Source organism: Aeromicrobium tamlense, from assembly GCF_013408555.1.
GTDB lineage: Bacteria > Actinomycetota > Actinomycetes > Propionibacteriales > Nocardioidaceae > Aeromicrobium > Aeromicrobium tamlense.
The window spans coordinates 2,473,165-2,494,623 of sequence record NZ_JACBZN010000001.1 but is presented as its reverse complement, the minus strand read 5'-3'; the positions used below and the strand labels follow the sequence as shown (position 1 = coordinate 2,494,623).

Sequence of the window (21,459 nt, the reverse complement as noted above, 5' to 3'; positions counted from 1 at the left end):
AGCGTAGTGGCGGGCATCCCTCAGGACACGATGCGCACGGCGCCGTCGCGCCGGGGATCGGCCGCGGCCACCAGGGTGCCCTCGGCCGTGACGAGGGTGCCCGAGACGCCACCGAAGTACATCGTGAGGTCGTCGGGGTGCTCGACCTTGACCTGCTCGTCCGGCGTCGCCGCGCGGTGCACGTGGATCCGCGGGTGGTCGATCGCCTCCTGCAGGCTGAGGCCGTCCTCGACGAGGCCGGTGAGCGCCTGCACGATCGCCGTGGTGATGCGGTCGGCTCCGGGCGAGCCGATCGCCAGCACGCCGCCGTCGGCGTGACGACCCACCGTGGGGGCCATGTTCGAGAGCAGGCGCGAGCCGAACGGCAGGCCGTGGAGACCGCGCGGGTTGAGCTCCTGCTCGCCGAGGCAGTTGTTGAGCCAGATGCCGGTGTCGCGAGCGATCATGCCCGAGCTGTAGCCGGACGAGATCGTCACCGCGCAGGCCGTGCCCTGCGCGTCGGCGGTGGAGACGTGCGCCGTCGACCCCGACTCCAGGGCCGCCAGACCGTCGCGGTCGACGAGGTCGAGGAACGCCGCGGCGTCGCGCTCGAGGTCGTCGGTGTGGTCGAAGACCCGCAGCCGCTCGCCGAGCACCCGCCGCTGCACGCGGATCAGGTGCTCGGTGTCGTCCAGGCCGTGGCCGGCCATGAGCCGCAGCATCGCGGCGACGCTCACGCCACCGATCGCCGGCGGCGGGTTCGTGCCGAGCGTCCAGCCCTCCATGCGCGCGGTGAGGGCGGGTCGGACCGCCGGCTCGTAGGCGGCGAGGTCGGTCGGGCCGAGGATGCCGCCGCGCGCCAGGACGTCGTCGGCGACCGCGTGACCGAGCTCGCCCGTGTAGAGCTCGTCCGGGCCGTGCCGGGCGATCCGCTCGAGGGAGGCCGCGAGGTGCGGCACGACGATGTCGTGGCCGGCGATGGCGCCCTGCTCGTCGTGCACGGCCGCGTGACTCGCCTCGTCCCAGCCGAAGATCGACTCGTGCACGTAGTCGAGGTAGTACCGGGACGCGGCGCTGAGCCGGAAGCCGCCGCGGGCCACGTCGATCGCGGGGGCGAGCAGCTCGGCCCACGGGAGCCGCCCCCAGCGGCGGTGCGCCTCCCCGAACGCCGCGATGGCGCCGTGGGTGGCGACCGAGCCCGGTCCGACCGTCACCGTGACGCCGCCGCCGTACTCGGTGTGGACGTCCCATGTGCCCTGCCCGAGCCGGTCGGGGACGTCGCGACCGGGCATGTCCATCCAGCCGTCGATGGTCACCGGCGCCGACCCGTCGGGCGGCTGGATCGTCAGGAACCCGCCCGCGCTCGGCGACACCAGGCCGACCTCGTTCACCATGGTCACGAACGCGGCAGCGAGGGCCGCGTCGATCGCGTTGCCGCCGGCCCGGACGATCTGCTCCGCCGCGTCCGCCGCGGCGGTGTTCGGGGCGGCGATCGCAACGCTGGTCACGGCCTCAGGCTAGGGCGGCGCGGCTCACCTGTCGCGACTGAACGAGGTTTCCTGTCACTTCGCGAGGTTCGCAAACCTCGCGAAGTGACAGTTTCCCCGGTTAACCGGGGAAACCGTCACCCGCGCGAGACGGCGTAGGTGAGGTGGGCGAACTGGCCGCGGCGCTCGACGTCGGTGAGGTGGAGGCGGTCGGGGCCGAGGCGGCGGGGCAGGAGCGGGAAGCCGGCGCCGAGGGTGGCGGGGGCGACGCTGACCTGCAGCTCGTCGAGGGCGCCCGCGTCGTCGAACTGACCCACGAGGTCCCCCCCGCCCATGACCCAGACGTCGCGGCCGCCGGCGCGCTCGCGGATCGCGTCGAGGTGGTCGCGGACGTCGCCCGACACGACCGTCAGGTCGGCGCCCGCCGGCACGGGCAGGTCGCGCGAGGTGAACAGGAACGCCGGCTTGCCGGACATCGCGTCCGGCCAGGCCTCGGGCTTCTCGAGGGCCTGCGTCTCGCGCAGCAGCCACTCGTACGTAGACGAGCCCAGCACCGTGACGCCGATCGAGTCGAGGAACGCGGTGAACGCGTCGGCGTGCTCGGGGGCGTCGGGCGTCCCGCCCTCGACGGCGAAGAGCCAGGCGAGGCTGTGGTCGGGATCGGCGAGGTAGCCGTCGAGGGTGGCGGCGGTGTTGAAGACGAAGCGGGTCACACCCGATGGTGACCCGCGCGGCCCGGGCGCGGCAAGCAGTGACTCGGGTCGCACGGACGTCAGGAATCGTTCGCGCCCTGCGGGCCTTGTACCTGAGGTGACCTCGCGAACCGAACCGACCGCCCGCCACGTCGGCCTCGCCCTGCTGGCCCTGGCGCTGGGCGGCTTCGCGATCGGCACCACCGAGTTCGTCACGATGGGCCTGCTGCCCGACGTCGCCGAGAGCATCGACCGTGACATCCCGACGACCGGCCACATCATCTCCGCGTACGCGCTCGGCGTGGTCGTCGGCGCGCCGCTCATCGTCTCGCTGGCCGCGCGGATGCCGAAGCGCGCCCTGCTGCTGTGGCTGCTCGGCGGACTCGCGGTCGGCAACGCACTCACGGCCGTCGCCGACGGCTACGTCCCGGTGATGCTCGCCCGCTTCGTCGCGGGCCTGCCGCACGGCGCCTACTTCGGCGTCGCGTCGCTCGTGGCCGCCTCGCTCGTGCCGCCGGGTCGCCGCGGTCGCGCCGTGAGCATGGTGATGATGGGCCTCTCGGCCGCCACCGTGGCCGGCGTCCCCGTGAGTGCCTGGCTGGGTCAGGCCCTCTCGTGGCGTGCCGCGTACGCGCTCGTCGTGGTGATCGCCGTGGTCGCGGCCGCGCTGGTCATCGTGTTCGTGCCGCACCTGCCGGGCGACCCCAGCGTCACGATCCGCGGCGAGCTCGGCGCCCTGCGCGAGCCAGCGGTGATCGCGGCGTTCCTGACCGGCGTCGTCGGCTTCGGCGGCGTGTTCGCGATGTACAGCTACATCGCGCCCATCGTCACCGACGTCGTCGACCTGCCCTCGGCGGTCATCCCCGTCTTCCTGCTGGTGTTCGGCCTCGGCTCGGTGTCGGGCACGTGGGTCGGCGGGCACCTCGCCGACTGGGACAACGTGCGCCAGGTGACGGGTGGCCTGCTGTTCACGGTCGTGGTGCTGCTCGCGTTCTACGAGCTCGCCACCTTCGCCCCGGCCGCGCTCGTGAGCGTCTTCCTCATGGGCGCGCTCGGCAGCGTCGTGGCCATCGGCCTGCAGATCCGGCTGATGACGGCCGCGGGCGACGCCGAGATGCTCGGCGCCGCGCTCAACCACGCGAGCCTCAACATCGCGAACGGCCTCGGCGCCTGGCTCGGCGGTCTCGTGATCGCCGCGGGCGCGGGCTACGTGGCCCCCGCGCTGGTGGGCGTCGCACTCGCCGCCGCCGGTCTCGTGGTCTTCCTCGTGGGCCTGCGGTTCGCGCCGGTGCGCGAGCGCATCGGCGTCCACGCCTGAGGATGCATGAAGGGCGACCGGGCGCGAAGCCCGGCCGCCCTCGTACTCCACCGTCCCGTGGAGTTCATGGACGTCTCAGCCTGAGACGTGGGTCACACTGTAACCATGAGTTGCGGCCCCGTCGAGGGTCGATGCGGGGGCGTTCGCCGGGCGGATCGCCTGGGCGCCCGCGGTGGGCGTCAGCCAGACCTCGTCGCCGTGCTGGAGGTGCAGCCCGCGCGCCTCGGCGCGGGTGACCGTGACCTGCACCGGCGGCTGCTGACCCTCGGTGGGCGTGACCTCGAGGCGCACCTCGAAGCCGATGCGCGTCGAGCGCGAGATCCGGCCGGGGACCGCGCCCGGGAGCGGCTCGAGCGCGACGTCGATGTCGTGCGGTCGCAGCTGCAGACCGCCGAGCTGCGTGACCGGGCCGAGGAAGCTCAGCACGAAGTCGGTGGCGGGGGAGTCGTAGAGCTCGTCGGGGGAGCCCACCTGCTCGATGCGCCCGTCGTTGATCACGACGATCGAGTCGGCGACCTCGAGCGCCTCCTCCTGGTCGTGGGTCACGAACACCGTGGTCACGTGGACCTCGTCGTGCAGCCGCCGCAGCCAGTCGCGCAGCTCCTTGCGCACCTTCGCGTCGAGGGCGCCGAACGGCTCGTCGAGCAGCAGCACGGTGGGCTCGATCGCGAGGGCGCGAGCCAGGGCCATGCGCTGGCGCTGGCCGCCCGAGAGCTGCGAGGGCAGCCGGTCGCGGAACTGCCCCAAGTGCACCAGCTCGAGCATCTCGTCGACCTTCGCGGCGATCTCGGCCTTCGGGCGCTTGCGGATCTCCAGGCCGAAGGCGATGTTCCTGGCCACGGTCATGTGCTTGAACGCGGCGTAGTGCTGGAAGACGAAGCCCACGTTGCGCTTCTGCGCCGGCAGGCGGGTGGCGTCGACGCCCTCGATCTCGACGCGACCGGAGTCGGCGTCCTCGAGTCCGGCGATGATCCGCAGCAGGGTGGACTTGCCGCCGCCGCTGGGTCCCAGGAGGGCCGTCAGCTGGCCCGTGGGGATCGACAGGTCGATGCCCTCGAGCGCGACGAAGTCGCCGAAGTTCTTGTTCACCCCAGAGATCTCGATGCTCATGGTGGCCTTTCGCTTCAGTGCCGCTCGGTGCGCGAGCGCAGGAGGGACACGACGATGATGCACAGGACGGAGACGCTGGCCAGCAGGAACGCGATCGCGTACGCGGACTCCTGCTCCCAGTTGAGGTACTTCTCCTCGACGGCGAGCGTGGCGGTGCGGGTCTCGCCGAGGATGTTGCCCGAGACGACCTTCACGGCGCCGAACTCGCCGAGCGAGCGGGCCAGGGTGAGCACGACGCCGTAGACCACGGCCCACTTGATGCCGGGCAGCGTGATGCGCCAGAAGGTCTGCCAGCCGCTGGCGCCCAGGGAGCGCGCGGCCTGCTCCTGCTCGGTGCCGATCTCCTCGAGCACCGGCACGACCTCGCGCACGACGAGCGGCAGCGCCACGAACGCCGTGGCCATGACGATGCCCGGCGTGGCGAAGATGATCTGGACGCCGGCGCTCTCCAGTGCCGGGCCGAACCAGCCGCCGCGCCCGCCGTAGACCAGCACGAGCGACAGGCCCACGACGATCGGCGAGATCGCCAGCGGCAGGTCGATCAGCGAGCCGAGCAGTCGCTGGCCCGGGAACGTGGTGCGCACGAGCAGGAGCGAGATCGTGATGCCGAAGACCGTGTTGATCGCCGTGGCGATGACGGCCGCGGTGGCGGTGAGGCGCAGGGCTGCCACCGTGTCGGCGTCGGCGAAGACGGCGTTGAGCGCGTCGAAGCCGTTCTCGAACGTGTTGGTCACGACGAGCGAGACCGGCCACGCGACCAGCAGGAACAGGTAGGCGATGACGAGGAGCCGCAGCGCGTAGGTGAACGGGCTCTTGCGGCGGCTGATGCGCCGGATGTCAGCCACGGCGAGCCACCCGGCGCTGGATGAAGTCGAGCAGCAGGATCACCGCGAGCGAGACGATCAGCAGCAGCGTCGCCACGGAAGCGGCGGCCGCCGGGTTGTCGTTCTCGATCGCGCTGAGGATGCGCACCGAGGCGACCTCGGACTCGAACGGGAGGTTGCCCGACAGCAGCACGAGCGAGCCGTACTCCCCGACGCCGCGGGCGAACGACAGGGTCGCGCCGGCGGCGATGGCGGGCGTGAGCGTCGGCAGGATGATGCGCGTGAACGTGGTGAGGCGGCTGGCACCGAGCGAGGCCGCAGCCTCCTCGATCTCGACGTCGATCTCCTCCAGCACCGGCTGCACCGTGCGGACGACGAACGGCAGCGTCACGAAGAGGAACGCCAGGAACACGGAGGTCTCGGTGTTCGCGATGTTGATGCCCAGCGGGCTCTCGTCGTTGCCGTAGAGCGACAGCAGCACGAGGCCGGCGACGATCGTGGGCAGCGCGAACGGGATGTCGATGAGGATCTCGAGGATCCACTTGCCGGGGAAGCTGTCGCGCACGAGCACCCACGCGATCGCCGTGCCCACGACGATGTTCGTGAGCGTGACGAGCAGCGCCGACGAGATCGTCAGCCGGATGGCGTGCGCGGTCTGGGCGTTCGTGACCGCGTCCCAGAACGCGCCGACGCCGCCCTCGGTCGCGGTGGCGACGACGGCGGCGAGCGGGATCAGCACGAGCAGGCTGAACCAGGTCATGGTCACGCCCAGGCCGACGGCCGAGGCGCGGTTCAGCGAGCCGGCCGGCCGGGAGTCGCCCGGCCGGCCCGCTCGCGTCGCCAGATCGGCAGAGGTCACGAGGACGCCTTGCCGGACTTCGCGATCGCCTCGGTGACGATGCCGACGGGCTTGCCGTCCTTGCCATCGCCGAACAGCTTGTCCTTGACCTCGCCCCAGCCGGGTCCGCCGAAGTTCTTCTCCAGCGTCAGCAGGTTGTTGACGGCGGGGTACGGGTCCGACGCGTCGGGCGCGCCCTTGATGTCGCCGGGCTCGAGGCCGATCGCGTCGAGGTCGGCGGTGCCGGGGCTCTCGAGGTTCAGCGGACGGAAGCCGGTCAGCGCGAACTGGCGCTGGCCCTCCTCGCCGAGGACGAAGTCGAGCCAGTCCTGCGAGACGCTGCTGGACTCCTTGAGGATGGCGCCCGGGTTCTCGATCAGCAGGGTGGTGTCGGGGATGACGTACTCGAAGCCGTTGCCGTTCTGCGCGGCCAGGATGGCCTCGTTCTCGTAGGCCAGCAGGACGTCGCCGGCGCCGCCGAGGAAGCTCTGCGTGGCGTCGCGACCGCTGTTGGTCAGCGAGACGACGTTGGCGAACAGGTCGTTGACGAACTCGGTGGCCTCGGCCTCGGTGCCGCCGTTCTCGGTGACGTGACCCCACGCGGCGAGCGCGTTCCAGCGGGCCGCGCCGGACGACGCCGGGTTCGCGGTGACGATCTCGACGCCCGGCTTCACCAGGTCGTCCCAGCCCTTGATGTTCTTGGGGTTCCCGTCGCGGACGCCCAGCACGACGATCGAGTTGGACACGATGCCCTTGTTCTCGCCGTCGTCCCACGTCTCGTCGACGAGGCCCGCGTCGACCAGACGGTCGACGTCGGTGCCCACCGACAGGTGCACGTAGTCGGCCTTGAGGCCGTCCACCACGGCGCGGCTCTGGTCGCCCGAGGCGCCGTAGGAGGTCTTGAACGTCGTGCCCTCGCCGGCGTCGGTCTTGACGAACTCCTCCTGGATGTTCTTGTTGGCGGCCTCCGGCACGGCGAAGCCGACGATCGAGATCTGCTCCCCCTCGGCGGCCTCCGACCCACAGGCGGTGAGAGCGGTGGCAGCGGTCAGCAGCAGGGCCGCGGCCGCGATGGGGCGCAAGCGATGTGCCATGGGAGGTCCTCTCGGTCGGTCCGTCGCACGGTGCGGCGGGCTCGAGCAGCCAACGTAGGCGAGCGGAACGGCGTCGTGGACGTTGTTCACATTCTGGACTGACCAACTAGACAATGGGCGGTCCGATACGGGGTGCGGCGAGCAGCGGCGACCTGCACACCGGGTAGTTTGGGGGCGTGACGGACTCGACGATCATCTACACGCACACCGACGAGGCTCCCGCCCTCGCGACCTACTCCCTCCTCCCGATCATCGAGGCGTACGCCTCGAAGGCCGGCGTGGAGGTCGAGACCCGGGACATCTCCCTGGCCGGCCGCATCATCGCGGCGGTCAGCGACCTGCTCCCCGAGGACCAGCGGGCGGCCGACGCGCTGGCCGAGCTCGGCGAGCTCGCGAAGCGCCCGGAGGCCAACATCATCAAGCTGCCGAACGTCTCGGCGTCGGTCCCGCAGCTCAAGGCGGCCATCGCCGAGCTGCGCGAGCAGGGCTACGACCTGCCCGACTACCCCGAGGACCCGCAGACCGACGAGGAGCGCGACGTCCGCGCCCGCTACGACAAGGTCAAGGGCTCGGCCGTGAACCCGGTCCTGCGCGAGGGCAACTCCGACCGCCGCGCGCCGGCTTCGGTCAAGAACTACGCCAAGGGCCACCCGCACTCGATGGGCGCCTGGAGCAGCGACTCCAAGACCGACGTCGCCACGATGGGCGTCGACGACTTCCGCTCCAACGAGAAGTCGGTGACCCTCGCGTCCGACGACACGCTGCGCATCGAGCTCGTCGGCGACGACGGCTCCACCACCGTGCTGAAGGAGTCGATCCCGGTCCTGGCCGGCGAGATCGTCGACGCCACCAGCATGAACGTCGCCGCGCTGCGCGAGTTCCTCGCGGCGCAGGTCGCGCAGGCCAAGGCCGACGACGTCCTGTTCTCGGTGCACCTCAAGGCCACGATGATGAAGGTCTCCGACCCGATCATCTTCGGTCACGTCGTGCGCGCCTTCTTCCCGAAGACCTTCGCCGAGCACGGTGCCGCGCTCGCCGAGGCGGGCCTGAGCCCCAACGACGGCCTCGGCGGCATCCTCGCCGGCCTCGACCAGGTCGCCAACGGCGCCGACATCAAGGCCTCGTTCGAGGCCGAGCTGGCCGACGGTCCGCGCCTGGCCATGGTGGACTCCGACAAGGGCATCACCAACCTGCACGTGCCGAGCGACGTCATCGTCGACGCCTCGATGCCGGCCATGATCCGCACCTCGGGCCACATGTGGGGCCCGGACGGCCAGGAGGCCGACACCCTCGCGGTGATCCCCGACAGCTCGTACGCCGGCGTCTACCAAGTCGTGATCGACGACTGCAAGGCCCACGGCGCGTACGACCCGTCCACGATGGGCTCGGTGCCCAACGTCGGCCTCATGGCCCAGAAGGCCGAGGAGTACGGCTCGCACGACAAGACGTTCGAGATCCCCACGACCGGCACCGTCCGCGTGGTGAACGCCGCCGGCGACGTGCTCCTCGAGCACACCGTCGCGCAGGGTGACATCTGGCGCGCGTGCCAGACCAAGGACGTCCCGGTCCGCGACTGGGTCAAGCTGGCCGTCAACCGCGCCCGCGCCACCGGCGACCCGGCGGTGTTCTGGCTCGACGAGACCCGCGCCCACGACGCGCAGCTGATCGCCAAGGTGAACGAGTACCTCGGCGAGCACGACACCGACGGCCTCGACATCCGCATCATGTCGCCGGTCGAGGCGACGAAGCTGTCGGTCGAGCGCATCCGTCAGGGCCTGGACACCATCAGCGTCACCGGCAACGTGCTGCGCGACTACAACACCGACCTGTTCCCGATCCTCGAGCTCGGCACCAGCGCCAAGATGCTGTCAGTCGTCCCGCTGATCAACGGCGGTGGCCTGTTCGAGACGGGTGCCGGCGGCTCGGCCCCCAAGCACGTGCAGCAGCTCGTCAAGGAGAACTACCTGCGCTGGGACTCGCTCGGCGAGTTCTTCGCCCTGGTGCCCAGCCTCGAGCAGTACGCCACGGCCACCGACAACCCCAAGGCCCAGGTCCTCGCCGACGCCCTCGACCGGGCCACGGCCAGCTTCCTGGAGCACGACCGCTCGCCCGGCCGCCGGCTCGGCACGATCGACAACCGCGGCAGCCACTTCTACCTGGCCCTCTACTGGGCCCAGGAGCTGGCGCAGCAGACCGACGACGCCGAGCTCGCCGAGGTCTTCGGCCCGCTGGCACAGAAGCTGTCCGACGCGGAGCAGACCATCGTCGACGAGCTGGCCGCGGTGCAGGGCCAGCCGGCCGATCTGGGCGGCTACTACCAGCCCGACCCGGAGAAGGCCGCGAAGATCATGCGTCCCAGCACGACCTTCAACGAGGCGCTCGCGTCGTTCTGACGTCCACGCCACGACGGCCGCGCTCCCCACTCGGGGGCGCGGCCGTCGTGCGTGTCAGCCCCGGTCGTGCGTGGGCTTGACGAGGAACTGCGCCACGACGAGACCCACGAGGAACGCCAGCGCGGGCACGAGCAGTGCCTCGGCCATGGCGTCGGTGAACGGGCCCGCGAGCGCGTCGGGCAGGCTGCTCGTGCCGGCGCCCTCGGCCGCCGAGCCCGTGGCCTGCGGCAGGTGGTGGGCCAGTCGTGCGGAGATCGCCGCGGCGATCGCGGCCGAGCCGAGCACGGCGCCGACCTGGCGCGTGGTGTTGTAGACGCCCGCGCCGGCACCCGCCGAGGACATCGGCAGGTTGCGGGTGGCGGTGGAGGCCAGCGGCGCCCACAGGAACGCGTTGCCGAAGCCGAGCAGCGCGTTGAGCACGAGCAGCTGCCAGACCGGGGTGTCCGGTGCCATCACCAGGGTCGTGCCGACGATCGCGACCGAGGATGAGGCGAAGCCCACCGAGGCCAGCCAGCGCGGGTGCATCCGGTCGCTCATGCGGCCCACCACCGGCGCCATCGCGGCGGTGACCACGGCCATCGGCACGAACAGCAGACCGGCCTGTGTGGCGTCGAAGCCCAGCACGGTCTGGGTCCAGAGCATGAACGGGAACGCCATCGCGGTGACCGAGAACGAGACGGCCGAGATGCCCAGGGTGGACACCGAGAAGTTCCGGTCGCGGAAGAGGCTCAGCGGGACGAGCGGCTCGCGCCGGTTGCGGGCCTGCCAGGCCACGAACACCGCGAGGACCACCAGGCCGGCGGCGATGAGCAGCGGCACCGAGAGCAGGCCCTCGATCTCGCCCCAGTCGTACTTCTCGCCCTCCTGGATGCCGAAGACGATGAGGAACATCGCGATGGCGCTGAGCACGACGCCGACCCAGTCGAACTGGTGGCTGTGGGTCTCCAGCGCCGGAACCAGCCGCCACGCGAGCGCGAAGCCGACGATGCCCACCGGCACGTTGATGATGAAGATCCACTCCCAGCCGGCGTTGTCGACCAGCACGCCGCCGAGGACGGGCCCGACCAGCGTGGCGACGCCGGCCGTGGCGCCCCACAGTGCCATCGCGCGGCCACGGTTGGCCGGCGGGAAGGTGCGGGTGATGACCGCCATCGTCTGCGGCGTCATCATCGAGGCGCCGAGGCCTTGCACGACGCGCGCGATGATCAGCCACTCGACCGAGTCGGTCAGGCCGCACCACAGCGAGGACAGGGTGAAGACGGCCAGGCCTGTCAGGTAGACGTTCTTCGGGCCGAACCTGTCGCCCAGGCGTCCGGTGATCAGCAGCGGCACGGCATAGGCCAGCAGGTACGCGCTGGTGACCCAGATGACCGAGTTGTAGTCGGTGGCCAGGTCGTCGCGGATGGCCGGTGTCGCCACCGACACGATCGTGGAGTCGACCAGGATCATGAAGAAGCCGATGACCATGGCCCACAGGGCCGGCCACGGGTTGGCCGGCAGGACGCGCTCGGCGGTCGTTTCGCTCACCCGGGGAATGTACGCCCGGGCACCGACTACTGCGCGCGCATCCGCTCGAAGAGGTGGTGGTCGGTGACTCCACCGTCGCCGAGGCGCGCGGTTCCGTGCTCGGTGCCGTAGCGCGCGAAGCCGAGCGACTCCGCGACCCGCAGGCTGGCCGTGTTGCCCTCGGCGGCCACGATCGCCAGCCGCGCGAGGTCGAGCCCGTCCGCGTCAAGCGCGTGGTCGACGACGGCCCGGACGGCCTCGGTCATGAGGCCGCTCGCTCGGGCGTCGGGGTGCATCCAGTAGCCGATCTCGCCGGTGCCGGGGGTCGGTCCGGTGAGTCCCATGACCGAGACCGTGCCGAGCAGCCGGTCGTCGTCCCGTGCGGCGATCGCCCAGGTCTCGCGGTCGCCCGTGGCGGCGTGCCACCACGAGTCGTGGACGTAGGAGCGTCCCTCGGCCGGGCCGTACGGATCGGGGAGGTTCGACAGGAAGTGCCGCGTGGAGGGGTCGCTGCACGCCTCGACGATGCGCGGGACGTCGGTCTCGCGGAGGGGACGCAGCCGCAGCCGCTCGGTCTCGAGCGTGGACTCGAGCCAGCGCGTGCGCGGCATCGGCGCGTCGCCGAAGCGGATCGATCCGGTCCAGGCGTCGAGGATGCGGCCGCGCTCGATCAGCCGGTCGGGCTCGGTGCCGTGGAGCCGGAACCCGCAGGCGTGCGCGACCCGCAGGCTGCCGACGTTGCCGACGTGGGCCGACCACTGGACGACCTCCTTGCCGGCCTCGACGAACGCGTGGTCGACGGCGAGCCGGACCGCGGCGGTCATGACGCCCTGGCCCCGGCAGTCGGGGTGCAGCGCGTAGCCGACGTCGGCGAGCGCCTCCTTGCCGCGGACGTCGACGTTGCCCGCGTAGCGGCCCTCGAACTCGACGGCCCAGCCCATGGCCGTGCCCTCGTTCCAGCCCTTCGGGATGACCTCGAGCGCGAACTGCTCGCTCATCGCGCGCGAGTGCGGGGTGGGGATCGCGGTCCAGCGGATCATGTCGGGGTCGTGCGCCATCTCCAGCGCGCGGTCGATGTCGGCCGGGGTGTGGGCGCGCAGCGTCACCATCCCGTCGCTGAGGACGGGGACGTTGAGCGGCCAGCCCGGCCCGGTCATCGGTGCTCGGCGCGGAAGGGGTCGGCCGGGTAGACGCCCAGCACCTTGATCTCGGTGGTGAAGAAGCGCAGCTCCTCCAGGGCGCGGGCCAGGCCCGGGTCGTCGGGGTGACCGTCGACCTCGGCGAGGAACATCGTGGCGGTGAACTCGCCGCCGACCATGTAGCTCTCCAGCTTGGTCATGTTGATGCCGTTGGTCGCGAAGCCGCCGAGCGCCTTGTAGAGCGCCGCGGGCAGGTTGCGGACGTTGAAGATGAAGCTCGTGACGACGGGGCCGTTGCCGGCAGGCGCGCGACGGTCCTCGCGCGACAGCAGCACGAAGCGCGTGGTGTTGTGCTGCTCGTCCTCGATGTCGGACGCGAGCACGTCGAGGCCGTAGATCCCGGCGGCGAGCGGCGGCGCGATGGCGGCGGCGGTGACGTCGTTCGCCTCGGCGATCTCGCGCGCGGCGCCGGCGGTGTCGCCGGAGATCAGCGGGGTCCAGCCGTGCTCGCGGATGATGCGGCGGCACTGACCGAGGGCGTGCACGTGCGAGTGGACCGTCTTGATCGTCTCGAGCGTCGTGCCCGGCGTGCCCATGAGCGAGAACCGGATCGGCAGGAAGTGCTCGCCCACGATGTGCAGGTCGCTCGTGGGCAGGAAGTGGTGGATGTCCGCGACACGCCCCGCGAGGGAGTTGTCGATCGGGATCATCGCCAGGTCGCAGCTGCCCGAGCTGACCGCGGCGAACGCGTCCTCGAACGAGGCGCACGGCACCGGCTCGGCATCGGGATGGTGGAGGTCGATGACCAGGTGCGAGTTCGAGCCCGGCTCTCCCTGGTAGGCAATCCGCGTCACCGGCTCAGCGTATCGGGGGCCCGGGGGACGAAGGATGAGGCATTCGGCCCACGGCTGGGACGAACGATGAGGCATTGGGGTACCGGAGCGGGGCGCAATGCCTCATCGTTCGTCCTCAGGCGGTGGCGCGGGTGGCCCGGAGCAGCTGGTCGATGACGCGGTCGGGCTCGTGGCGGAGCGAGAACGACGAGAACGCGAGCACGCGGCGGCCGTCGATGACGAGCTCGTTCGACCGGTGCAGGTCGTCGCTCCACTGCTCGACGGCGAGGTGCGGGATCCCGTGGATCTCGACGGCGAGGTTGAACTGCGCCCACCAGACGTCGAGGTAGTACCGCCCGTCCTTGCCCTTCGCGCGTTCCTGGCGCGTGGGCTTCGGCAACCGCGCGGCCTTCCGAAGCCCGTCGAAGTCGCGCTCGGGGAGGGACTGGATCCCGCCGCGTGCGTCGAGCACCGACTGGATGATCAGCGCCTTGCGCTTGCAGTTGCCGCGCCGCTCCAGCACCTCGCGCATCCGACGGACGCTCGTCAGTCGCTGCTGGAACGCGGCGATCACCAGCGCTCTCGCCCGCCGCGGCGTGGCCGCCCAGCTGGCCGCGTCGACGATGCTGCGCTCGAGGCTGGTGCGCCGCGGCTCGTTCGGCGGGACGTCGTCGGGGCCGAGCTGCGTGCTCCAGTGCAGCTCGAGGTCTCCCGGTGGTCGCCGGCCTCCCTCCGGCAGGACGATCGACACGCGCTCGGGGTCGAAGCCGCGCAGTCCCCCGCGGCGAGCCGCCGTGAGCCCGGCGAGCGCACTGCCCGCGGGACTGGCGGCGAGCCACGCGCGCTCCAGCTGATCGGGGGTCAGCGGACCGTTGTGCGTGACCACCACCCCGCGCATCGGCTGCTGCCACGTGCCGGTGCGGAGGCGCTGTCGGACGACGGATCGGCCGTGGAAGGCGATGGCGCGGGCGGTGCTGAGGACGTCGAGCATGGGCCGACCGTCGCGCCCGCGGGAACGCCCGACCAGAGGTCAGCGGTTGGCTGTGGACGCCCGCGCGGTCGGTCTCGCGCCTGTGGAAGACGAACGATGATGCATTGCGCCCCGCTCAGGTACCCCAATGCCTCATCGTTCGTCCCCGCGGTCCACCCGGGCGGCGGCGGGGGAGGGGCGGACGGTGAAGACGTGCGGGGGAGCCCAGGAGCGGGCGGCGAAGGCGGCCTCGGTGCGGGCACGGAGGGGGTCGACCTGGTCGGGGCGGAGGAGGGCGATCGCGCTGCCGCCGAAGCCGCCGCCGGTCATGCGGGCGCCGAGGGCGTCGGAGGCGAGCGCGCAGTCGACCGCGACGTCGAGCTCCTCGCACGAGACGGCGAAGTCGTCGCGCAGGGACTCGTGGGACGAGGTCAGCATCGCGCCGAACTGGGCCCAGTCGCGCCGGCGCAGCGCCGTGACGGCGCCGCGGACGCGCGTGGTCTCGGTGAGCACGTGCCGGGCGCGGGCCTTCAGCGTGTCGTCCGTCAGCGAGAGCAGACCGTCGAGCTTGATCGCGGCGAGCGAGTCGACGCCCGCCGAGGACGCGGCCTCGGCACACTCGCGCCGCCGCTCGGCGTACTCGCCGCCCGCCAGCTCGTGGTGCGCGCCGGTGTCGATCACGGCCAGCACGAGCCCGTCGTCGGACCAGTCCGCCGGCACGGCCTCGGTGGCGGGAGGCGAGGCCGAGAAGTCGAGGTGCACCGCGTGCCCGTCCTGCGCGAACAGCACCGCGTACTGGTCCATCAGACCGGTGGGCGCGCCGACGAAGTCGTTCTCGGCCCGCTGGGCGACGAGCGCGAGCTCCTCGCGTGAGCGCCCGGCCCCGGCCAGGTCGTCGAGCGCCAGCGCCACTCCGCACGTCAGCGCCGCGGACGACGAGAGCCCCGCGCCGACCGGCAGCGTGGACTCGAGCACGAGGTCGGCGCCGGACACCCGAACGCCCGCGGAGCGCAGCGCCCAGACGACGCCCGCGACGTACGCGGACCAGCCCGTGACGTCGCCGGGGGAGACGTCGACGTTCAGTGACGCGCGCTCGCCGCGGCTCCACACGTTGACGACCCCGTCGTCGCGCCGGCGGGCCTTCAGCAGCAGTGAGCGGTCGATCGCGATGGGCAGCGCGGCGCCGCCGTTGTGGTCGAGGTGCTCACCGATCAGGTTCACCCGTCCGGGAACCTGCCAACGGCGCACGTCGTCCACGCCGTTCACCCTACTCATCGGACGGCTGGCAGAATCGACCCCATGTCACGCCTCCCCCGTGCGTTGTCCGGCGCCCAGCCGACGGCCGATTCGTACCACCTCGGCAACTACATCGGCGCGTTCATGAACTGGGTCGCGCTGCAGGACGACTTCGAGGCGTTCTACTTCATCCCCGACATGCACGCGATCACGGTCGACTACGACCCGCAGCTGCTCGCCGAGCGCACCTACGTGGCCGCGGCGCAGATGCTCGCGGCGGGCGTCGACCCCGAGCGCAGCGCCCTGTTCGTGCAGAGCCACGTGCCCGAGCACGCCCAGCTGGCGTGGATCCTCAACGGCGTCACGGGCTTCGGCGAGGCCAGCCGGATGACGCAGTTCAAGGACAAGAGCGCCAAGGCCGGCACCGAGTTCGCCAGCGTGGGCCTGTTCACCTACCCGATCCTCATGGCCGCCGACATCCTGATCTACCAGGCCGACAAGGTCCCGGTGGGCGAGGACCAGCGCCAGCACGTCGAGCTCACGCGCAACCTGGCGCAGCGGTTCAACCACCGCTTCGGCGAGACCTTCACCGTCCCCGAGGCGTACATCGTCAAGGAGACCGCGAAGATCTACGACCTGCAGGAGCCGACGAGCAAGATGAGCGGGTCGAACCCCGTCCACACGGGCGTCGTCGACCTCACCGACACCCCGAAGCAGGCCGCGAAGAAGATCAAGTCCGCCGTCACCGACAGCGAGACCGAGATCCGCTACGACGTCCAGGCCAAGCCCGGCGTCTCGAACCTGCTCACCATCTACTCCGTGCTCACCGGCCGCACGATCGACGACATCGTCAAGGCGTACGAGGGCAAGCAGTACGGCCACCTGAAGGTCGACCTCGCCGAGATCGTGGGCGAGCTGGTCGGCACCTTCGGCGCCCGCACCCGCGAGCTGCTCGACGACCGCGGCGAGCTCGACCGCATCCTCGCCGCCGGCGCCGCCCGGGCCCGCGAGGTCGCCGCGCCCACGCTCGACCTGGTCTACGAGCGCTCCGGCTTCACGAAGCCGCTGGGCGGCCGGGCGTGACCATCACCGTCGGCGTCTCGATCGCCATCCCGGAGCCCCACGGGGAGCTGCTGCGCGACAAGCGCCGCTCCTTCGGCGACGAGATGGCCGACCGGATCCCCAGTCACATCACGCTGGCCCCGCCGCTCGTGGTGGACGAGGGCGGCGTCGAGTCGCTGACGCACGACCTGGCCGAGCTGGCCGACGTCTTCCAGCCGTTCACGGTGAGCCTGCTCGGCACCGGTACCTTCCGCCCGATCTCGCCCGTCGTCTTCATCGCCGTGAGCGAGGGCATCGCCCAGATCGAGACCCTCGCCGAGGGCGTCCGCAAGGCGATCGGCGCGCCCGAGCCCGAGTTCCCGTTCCACCCGCACGTGACGATCGCGCACAACGTGCCCGACGCCGCGCTCGACGAGGCCCTGCACGACCTCATCGACTTCCGGTGCTCGTTCGACGTCGACGCGTTCCACCTCTACGTCGACGACGCCGAGCAGGGCTGGCTGCCCACCTCCACCTTCCCGCTGGGCTGAGTCAGCTCTCGAGCGCCTCCACCAAGGTGGCGCGGAACGCTCGGGCCGCGAGCGGCAGGGTCTCCAGCGGCCGGTGTGCCACCGCGATGCTGCGCGAGAGCGGTGGGTTCTCCAGCCGCGTGCGCCGCAGCCCGGTGCGCGTGCCCATGACGATGTCGGGCACGACGGCGTGGCCGAGCCCGGACTCGACGAACCGCAGCACCGAGCCCATCTCGCCGCCCTCCACCGACAGCCGCGGCTCGAACCCGGCGGCCTGGCACGCGCGCAGCGTGACGTCGCGCAGGTCGTAGCCCTCGCGGAACATCACGAGCGGCAGCCCGGCGAGATCGGCCACGTCCATCTCCTCGGGCATGTCGGAGTCGGCGGGACTGGCCAGTACGAGGCGCTCGGTGTAGACGATCGAGGTCTCGAGGTCGGGGATCTGGGACGCGAGCGGCACGATCAGCAGTGCCAGGTCGATGCGGCCCGAGGACAGCTCGGCGGTGAGGTCGCGCGAGCCGGCCTCGTGCACTTCGAGGTCGATCGCGGGGTGCTCGGCGCGGAACCGTCCCAGCACAGGAGCCAGCAGGCCCTCGACCATCGACGGCGTCGCGCCCATCCGCACGCGCCCGCGCTGGAGCGAGGCGACCTCGTGCACCGAGCGCGTGGCGTTGTCGGCCTCGATGAGGATGCGCTGCGCGTGGGGGAGCAGGGCCTCGCCGGCGCTGGTGAGCTCGATCCCGGCGCGGTCGCGGACGAGCAGCCGGGTGCCGAGCGAGTTCTCCAGGGCCTGGATCTGCTTCGACAGGGTGGGCTGCGAGATGCCGAGGGTGTCGGCGGCGCGGGTGAAGCTGCGCTCGTCGGCGACGGCCACGAAGTAGGCGAGGTGGCGCAATTGCACGGGGCAACCATAGCCGATGTCTATGAAAGTTCGCCTTACTTCGACTTCGCGTGAATCGAGGAACGCGCCTAATCTGTGGCCGTGGCCACTTCCCAGATGACGCGCCTGCCCGCTCAGCGGTCAACGGTGGCGCTGAAATTCCTGATGGCGGTGACCGGCCTGATCATGGTCGGCTACCTGCTCCTGCACATGTACGGCAACCTCAAGGTCTTCGCCGGCCAGAGCGCGTTCGACGACTACTCGCACCACCTGCGCACCCTGGGCGAGCCCTACCTGCCCTACAGCGGCGCCCTGTGGATCATCCGCGTCGTGCTGCTCGGCTCGATCATCGGGCACGCGTACGCCGCCGTCACCCTGTGGCGCCGCAACCGCAAGGCCGCGGGCTTCGTCGGTGGCAAGCGCTACCACTCGCCGCGCGGCAGCCGGGGCATCCAGCGCAGCTACGCCTCCTTCACCCTGCGGTGGGGCGGCGTCGTGATCCTGCTGTTCGTGATCTACCACCTCCTGCACCTGACCGGGAACCAGATCCACCCGGGCGGCGCCAGCGACAGCCCGTACGACCGCGTGGTCAACGGCTTCGAGATCTGGTGGGTCGTGCTGTCCTACACGATCGCGCTGCTGGCCGTCGGCCTGCACCTGTGGCACGGCGTGTGGAGTGCTCTGACCACCCTCGGCGCCAACCACAGCGGCACCCGCACCGGCTCCCGCCTGACTCCGCTCTCGTGGATCATCGCGGGCGTCATCACCATCGGCTTCCTGATCCCGCCCTGGGCGATCCTGCTCGGGCTCGTCGACTGAGAGAGACACGAACATGGCTTTGGACTTTCACGTCGTCGGCGACGAGATCCGCGACACCGCCGCTCCGGCGGGCCCCATCGAGAAGCGCTGGGACGAGCACCGGGCGCACATGAACCTGGTCAACCCGGCCAACCGCCGCAAGCTCAACGTGATCATCGTGGGAACCGGCCTGGCCGGCGCCTCCGCGGCGGCCACGCTGGGCGAGGCCGGCTACCACGTCAAGTCGTTCTGCTACCAGGACAGCCCCCGTCGAGCGCACTCCATCGCGGCCCAGGGCGGCATCAACGCGGCGAAGAACTACCGCAACGACGGCGACTCGATCTACCGACTCTTCTACGACACGGTCAAGGGCGGCGACTTCCGCGCCCGCGAGTCGAACGTCTACCGCCTCGCGCAGGTGTCGGTGAACATCATCGACCAGTGCGTCGCGCAGGGCGTCCCGTTCGCCCGTGAGTACGGCGGTCTGCTGGACAACCGCTCGTTCGGCGGCGTCCAGGTGTCGCGTACGTTCTACGCGCGCGGCCAGACCGGCCAGCAGCTGCTGATCGGCGCCTACCAGGCCCTCGAGCGCCAGATCGGCCTCGGCACGGTGGAGATGTTCACCCGCCACGAGATGCTCGAGCTGATCATGGTCCCCGACGCCGACGGCACCGAGCGCGCCCGCGGCATCATCGTCCGCGACATGCTCACCGGCGAGGTCGAGACGCACCTGGCCGACGCTGTCGTGCTGGCCACCGGCGGCTACGGCAACGTCTTCTTCCTCTCGACGAACGCCATGGGCTCGAACGTCACGGCCACGTGGCGCGCGCACCGCAAGGGCGCCTACTTCGCGAACCCCTGCTACACGCAGATCCACCCCACCTGCATCCCCGTCTCGGGCGACTACCAGAGCAAGCTCACGCTGATGAGCGAGTCGCTGCGCAACGACGGCCGCATCTGGGTGCCGAAGAAGGCCGGCGACGACCGCCACCCCGCGGAGATCCCCGAGGACGAGCGCGACTACTACCTCGAGCGGATCTACCCCGCGTTCGGCAACCTGGTGCCGCGTGACATCGCGTCGCGCGCCGCGAAGTACCAGTGCGACGCCGGCAAGGGCGTCGGCCCCGGCGGCCTGGGCGTCTACCTGGACTTCGCCGAGGCGATCGAGCGACTCGGCCGCCCGGCCGTCGAGGCCAAGTACGGCAACCTCTTCGACATGTACGCCCGGATCACCGGCGAGGACCCGTACACGCGTCCGATGCGCATCTACCCGGCCGTGCACTACACGATGGGCGGCCTCTGGGTCGACTACGACCTGCAGAGCAACCTCACGGGTCTGTTCGTGGCGGGCGAGGCGAACTTCTCCGATCACGGCGCCAACCGCCTCGGCGCCTCGGCGCTGATGCAGGGCCTGGCCGACGGCTACTTCGTGCTGCCGTACACGCTGGCGAACTACCTGTCGCACGCGCCGTACGAGCCGGTGCCCGAGGACCACCCGCGCGTCGTCGAGGCGCGCCAGGCGGTCGAGGAGCGCGTCGAGAAGCTGCTCTCCATCAACGGCACCCGCACGGTGGACTCCTTCCACAAGGAGCTCGGCCAGATCATGTGGGACTACTGCGGCATGGAGCGCACGGAGGAGGGCCTGATCAAGGCCATCCAGATGATCCGCGACCTCAAGGCCGAGTTCTGGAGCAACGTCAAGGTCACCGGCGAGGCCGAGGAGCTCAACCAGACGCTCGAGCGCGCCAACCGCGTGGCCGACTTCTTCGAGCTCGGCGAGCTGATGTGCATCGACGCGCTGAACCGCAACGAGTCCTGCGGTGGTCACTTCCGCGCCGAGAGCCAGACCGAGGACGGCGAGGCCCTGCGCCACGACGACCAGTTCGCCTACGTGGCGGCCTGGGAGTTCGCCGACAACCAGCCCGTCCTGCACAAGGAGCCGCTGGAGTACGAGTACGTCGAGATGAAGGCCAGGAGCTACAAGTGAAGATCACCGTTCGTATCTGGCGTCAGAAGAACGCCGAGTCCAAGGGTGAGATGGTCACCTACGGCCTGGACGACGTCAGCGAGGACATGTCGTTCCTCGAGATGCTCGACGTCCTCAACGAGCAGCTCACGCTCGAGGGCCAGGAGCCGGTGGCGTTCGACTCCGACTGCCGCGAGGGCATCTGCGGCTCGTGCGGCGTCGTGATCAACGGCATCCCGCACGGCCCCGAGGTCACCACGACGTGCCAGCTGCACATGCGCACGTTCCACGACGGTGACGTCATCGACATCGAGCCGTGGCGCTCCGGGGCGTTCCCGGTCGTCAAGGACCTCGTCGTCGACCGTGGCGCGTTCGACCGCATCATCCAGGCCGGCGGCTACATCACCGCGCCCACCGGCTCGGCGCCCGAGGCCAACAACATCCCCGTGCCGAAGGAGGATGCGGACCACGCGTTCGAGGCCGCCACCTGCATCGGCTGCGGCGCCTGTGTCGCGGCGTGCCCCAACGGCTCGGCGATGCTGTTCACGGCCGCGAAGATCACGCACCTGGGCCTGCTGCCGCAGGGCCAGCCCGAGCGTGACTCGCGCGTCCTCGGCATGGTCGAGCAGATGGACTACGAGGGCTTCGGCGGCTGCACCAACATCGGCGAGTGCGCCGCGGCGTGCCCCAAGGGCATCCCGCTGGACGTCATCAGCCACCTCTACCGCGACATGCGCAACGCCCTCACCAAGGCCTGAGCAGCGGCTGAGTCGCATGAAGGGGTCCACCGCGAGGTGGGCCCCTTCGTCATCCCCCTCGTGAGGA

General features: G+C 70.9%; 19 protein-coding genes. 7 read left to right on the top strand and 12 right to left on the bottom strand.

Features of this window, described 5'->3' with window-relative positions; genetic code table 11:
* Positions 1–20: 20 nt before the first annotated feature.
* Together BJ975_RS12345 and BJ975_RS12340 are read right to left on the bottom strand one after the other, a co-directional pair.
* Positions 21–1,487, bottom strand: a complete 1,467-nt coding sequence (locus BJ975_RS12345; protein ID WP_179426324.1) for a gamma-glutamyltransferase — start codon at positions 1,485–1,487, stop codon at positions 21–23.
* 116 nt (positions 1,488–1,603) lie between these two features.
* A complete protein-coding gene (locus BJ975_RS12340) occupies positions 1,604–2,179 on the bottom strand; it encodes a dihydrofolate reductase family protein (protein WP_179426322.1) in 576 nt (191 codons plus the stop codon).
* A gap of 97 nt (positions 2,180–2,276) precedes the next feature.
* Between BJ975_RS12340 and BJ975_RS12335 the strand changes: the two genes are divergently transcribed.
* Positions 2,277–3,476 carry an MFS transporter gene (locus BJ975_RS12335; RefSeq protein WP_317628278.1) on the top strand — a complete coding sequence of 400 codons (1,200 nt, stop codon included), beginning with the start codon at positions 2,277–2,279 and terminating at the stop codon, positions 3,474–3,476.
* A gap of 75 nt (positions 3,477–3,551) precedes the next feature.
* On the opposite strand, the gene BJ975_RS12330 is transcribed toward BJ975_RS12335, so the two are convergent.
* Genes BJ975_RS12330 through BJ975_RS12315 form a run of 4 tightly spaced genes read right to left on the bottom strand, consistent with a single transcriptional unit; the run spans position 3,552 to position 7,342 of the window.
* Positions 3,552–4,586: a sulfate/molybdate ABC transporter ATP-binding protein gene (locus tag BJ975_RS12330; protein WP_179426320.1), complete on the bottom strand. Its 1,035-nt coding sequence runs from the start codon at positions 4,584–4,586 to the stop codon at positions 3,552–3,554.
* A gap of 14 nt (positions 4,587–4,600) precedes the next feature.
* Entirely contained in the window at positions 4,601–5,431 is an 831-nt protein-coding gene (locus BJ975_RS12325) for a sulfate ABC transporter permease (protein WP_179426318.1), read from the bottom strand.
* On the bottom strand, positions 5,424–6,269 hold the full coding sequence (gene cysT, locus BJ975_RS12320) for a sulfate ABC transporter permease subunit CysT (RefSeq protein ID WP_179426316.1): 846 nt from the start codon (positions 6,267–6,269) through the stop codon (positions 5,424–5,426). The genes BJ975_RS12325 and cysT overlap by 8 nt, the downstream gene beginning before the upstream one ends.
* Complete coding sequence (locus tag BJ975_RS12315; RefSeq protein WP_179426314.1) at positions 6,266–7,342, bottom strand: sulfate ABC transporter substrate-binding protein; 1,077 nt, start codon at positions 7,340–7,342, stop codon at positions 6,266–6,268. Before BJ975_RS12315 ends, cysT begins: the two co-directional genes overlap by 4 nt.
* 176 nt (positions 7,343–7,518) lie before the next feature.
* On the opposite strand from BJ975_RS12315, the gene BJ975_RS12310 reads away from it, so the two are divergent.
* A complete protein-coding gene (locus BJ975_RS12310; RefSeq protein WP_179426312.1) occupies positions 7,519–9,735 on the top strand; it encodes an NADP-dependent isocitrate dehydrogenase in 2,217 nt (738 codons plus the stop codon).
* A 54-nt stretch (positions 9,736–9,789) separates the two neighbouring features.
* On the opposite strand, the gene BJ975_RS12305 is transcribed toward BJ975_RS12310, so the two are convergent.
* The 5 genes from BJ975_RS12305 to galK form a co-directional block, all read right to left on the bottom strand.
* Positions 9,790–11,202 carry a DHA2 family efflux MFS transporter permease subunit gene (locus BJ975_RS12305; protein WP_179428282.1) on the bottom strand — a complete coding sequence of 471 codons (1,413 nt, stop codon included), beginning with the start codon at positions 11,200–11,202 and terminating at the stop codon, positions 9,790–9,792.
* Positions 11,203–11,288: 86 nt separating this feature from the next.
* Entirely contained in the window at positions 11,289–12,398 is a 1,110-nt protein-coding gene (locus BJ975_RS12300) for a GNAT family N-acetyltransferase (RefSeq protein ID WP_179426310.1), read from the bottom strand.
* Positions 12,395–13,225 (bottom strand): prephenate dehydratase, encoded by an 831-nt coding sequence (locus tag BJ975_RS12295; protein ID WP_269307020.1) that lies wholly within the window; start codon positions 13,223–13,225, stop codon positions 12,395–12,397. The genes BJ975_RS12300 and BJ975_RS12295 overlap by 4 nt, the downstream gene beginning before the upstream one ends.
* 124 nt (positions 13,226–13,349) lie before the next feature.
* Positions 13,350–14,204, bottom strand: coding sequence for a DUF559 domain-containing protein (locus tag BJ975_RS12290; RefSeq protein ID WP_179426306.1), 855 nt, complete (start codon positions 14,202–14,204; stop codon positions 13,350–13,352).
* 132 nt (positions 14,205–14,336) lie between these two features.
* Entirely contained in the window at positions 14,337–15,440 is a 1,104-nt protein-coding gene (gene galK / locus BJ975_RS12285; protein WP_218845883.1) for a galactokinase, read from the bottom strand.
* Between the two features lie 42 nt (positions 15,441–15,482).
* On the opposite strand from galK, the gene trpS reads away from it, so the two are divergent.
* Both trpS and BJ975_RS12275 read left to right on the top strand, forming a co-directional pair.
* Positions 15,483–16,502: a tryptophan--tRNA ligase gene (gene trpS / locus BJ975_RS12280; RefSeq protein ID WP_179426302.1), complete on the top strand. Its 1,020-nt coding sequence runs from the start codon at positions 15,483–15,485 to the stop codon at positions 16,500–16,502.
* Entirely contained in the window at positions 16,499–17,011 is a 513-nt protein-coding gene (locus BJ975_RS12275) for a 2'-5' RNA ligase family protein (RefSeq protein ID WP_269305393.1), read from the top strand. Before trpS ends, BJ975_RS12275 begins: the two co-directional genes overlap by 4 nt.
* A gap of 1 nt (position 17,012) precedes the next feature.
* Here the strand turns inward: BJ975_RS12275 and BJ975_RS12270 are convergent, their stop codons facing one another.
* Positions 17,013–17,891 (bottom strand): LysR family transcriptional regulator, encoded by an 879-nt coding sequence (locus BJ975_RS12270; protein ID WP_179426300.1) that lies wholly within the window; start codon positions 17,889–17,891, stop codon positions 17,013–17,015.
* Between the two features lie 126 nt (positions 17,892–18,017).
* Here BJ975_RS12270 and BJ975_RS12265 point away from each other — a divergent pair, with 126 nt between their 5' ends.
* Genes BJ975_RS12265 through BJ975_RS12255 form a run of 3 tightly spaced genes read left to right on the top strand, consistent with a single transcriptional unit; the run spans position 18,018 to position 21,392 of the window.
* A complete protein-coding gene (locus BJ975_RS12265) occupies positions 18,018–18,689 on the top strand; it encodes a succinate dehydrogenase cytochrome b subunit (protein WP_325064614.1) in 672 nt (223 codons plus the stop codon).
* A 13-nt stretch (positions 18,690–18,702) separates the two neighbouring features.
* Positions 18,703–20,655 carry a fumarate reductase/succinate dehydrogenase flavoprotein subunit gene (locus tag BJ975_RS12260; RefSeq protein WP_179426298.1) on the top strand — a complete coding sequence of 651 codons (1,953 nt, stop codon included), beginning with the start codon at positions 18,703–18,705 and terminating at the stop codon, positions 20,653–20,655.
* Complete coding sequence (locus BJ975_RS12255; protein ID WP_179426296.1) at positions 20,652–21,392, top strand: succinate dehydrogenase/fumarate reductase iron-sulfur subunit; 741 nt, start codon at positions 20,652–20,654, stop codon at positions 21,390–21,392. Before BJ975_RS12260 ends, BJ975_RS12255 begins: the two co-directional genes overlap by 4 nt.
* Positions 21,393–21,459: the final 67 nt, after the last annotated feature.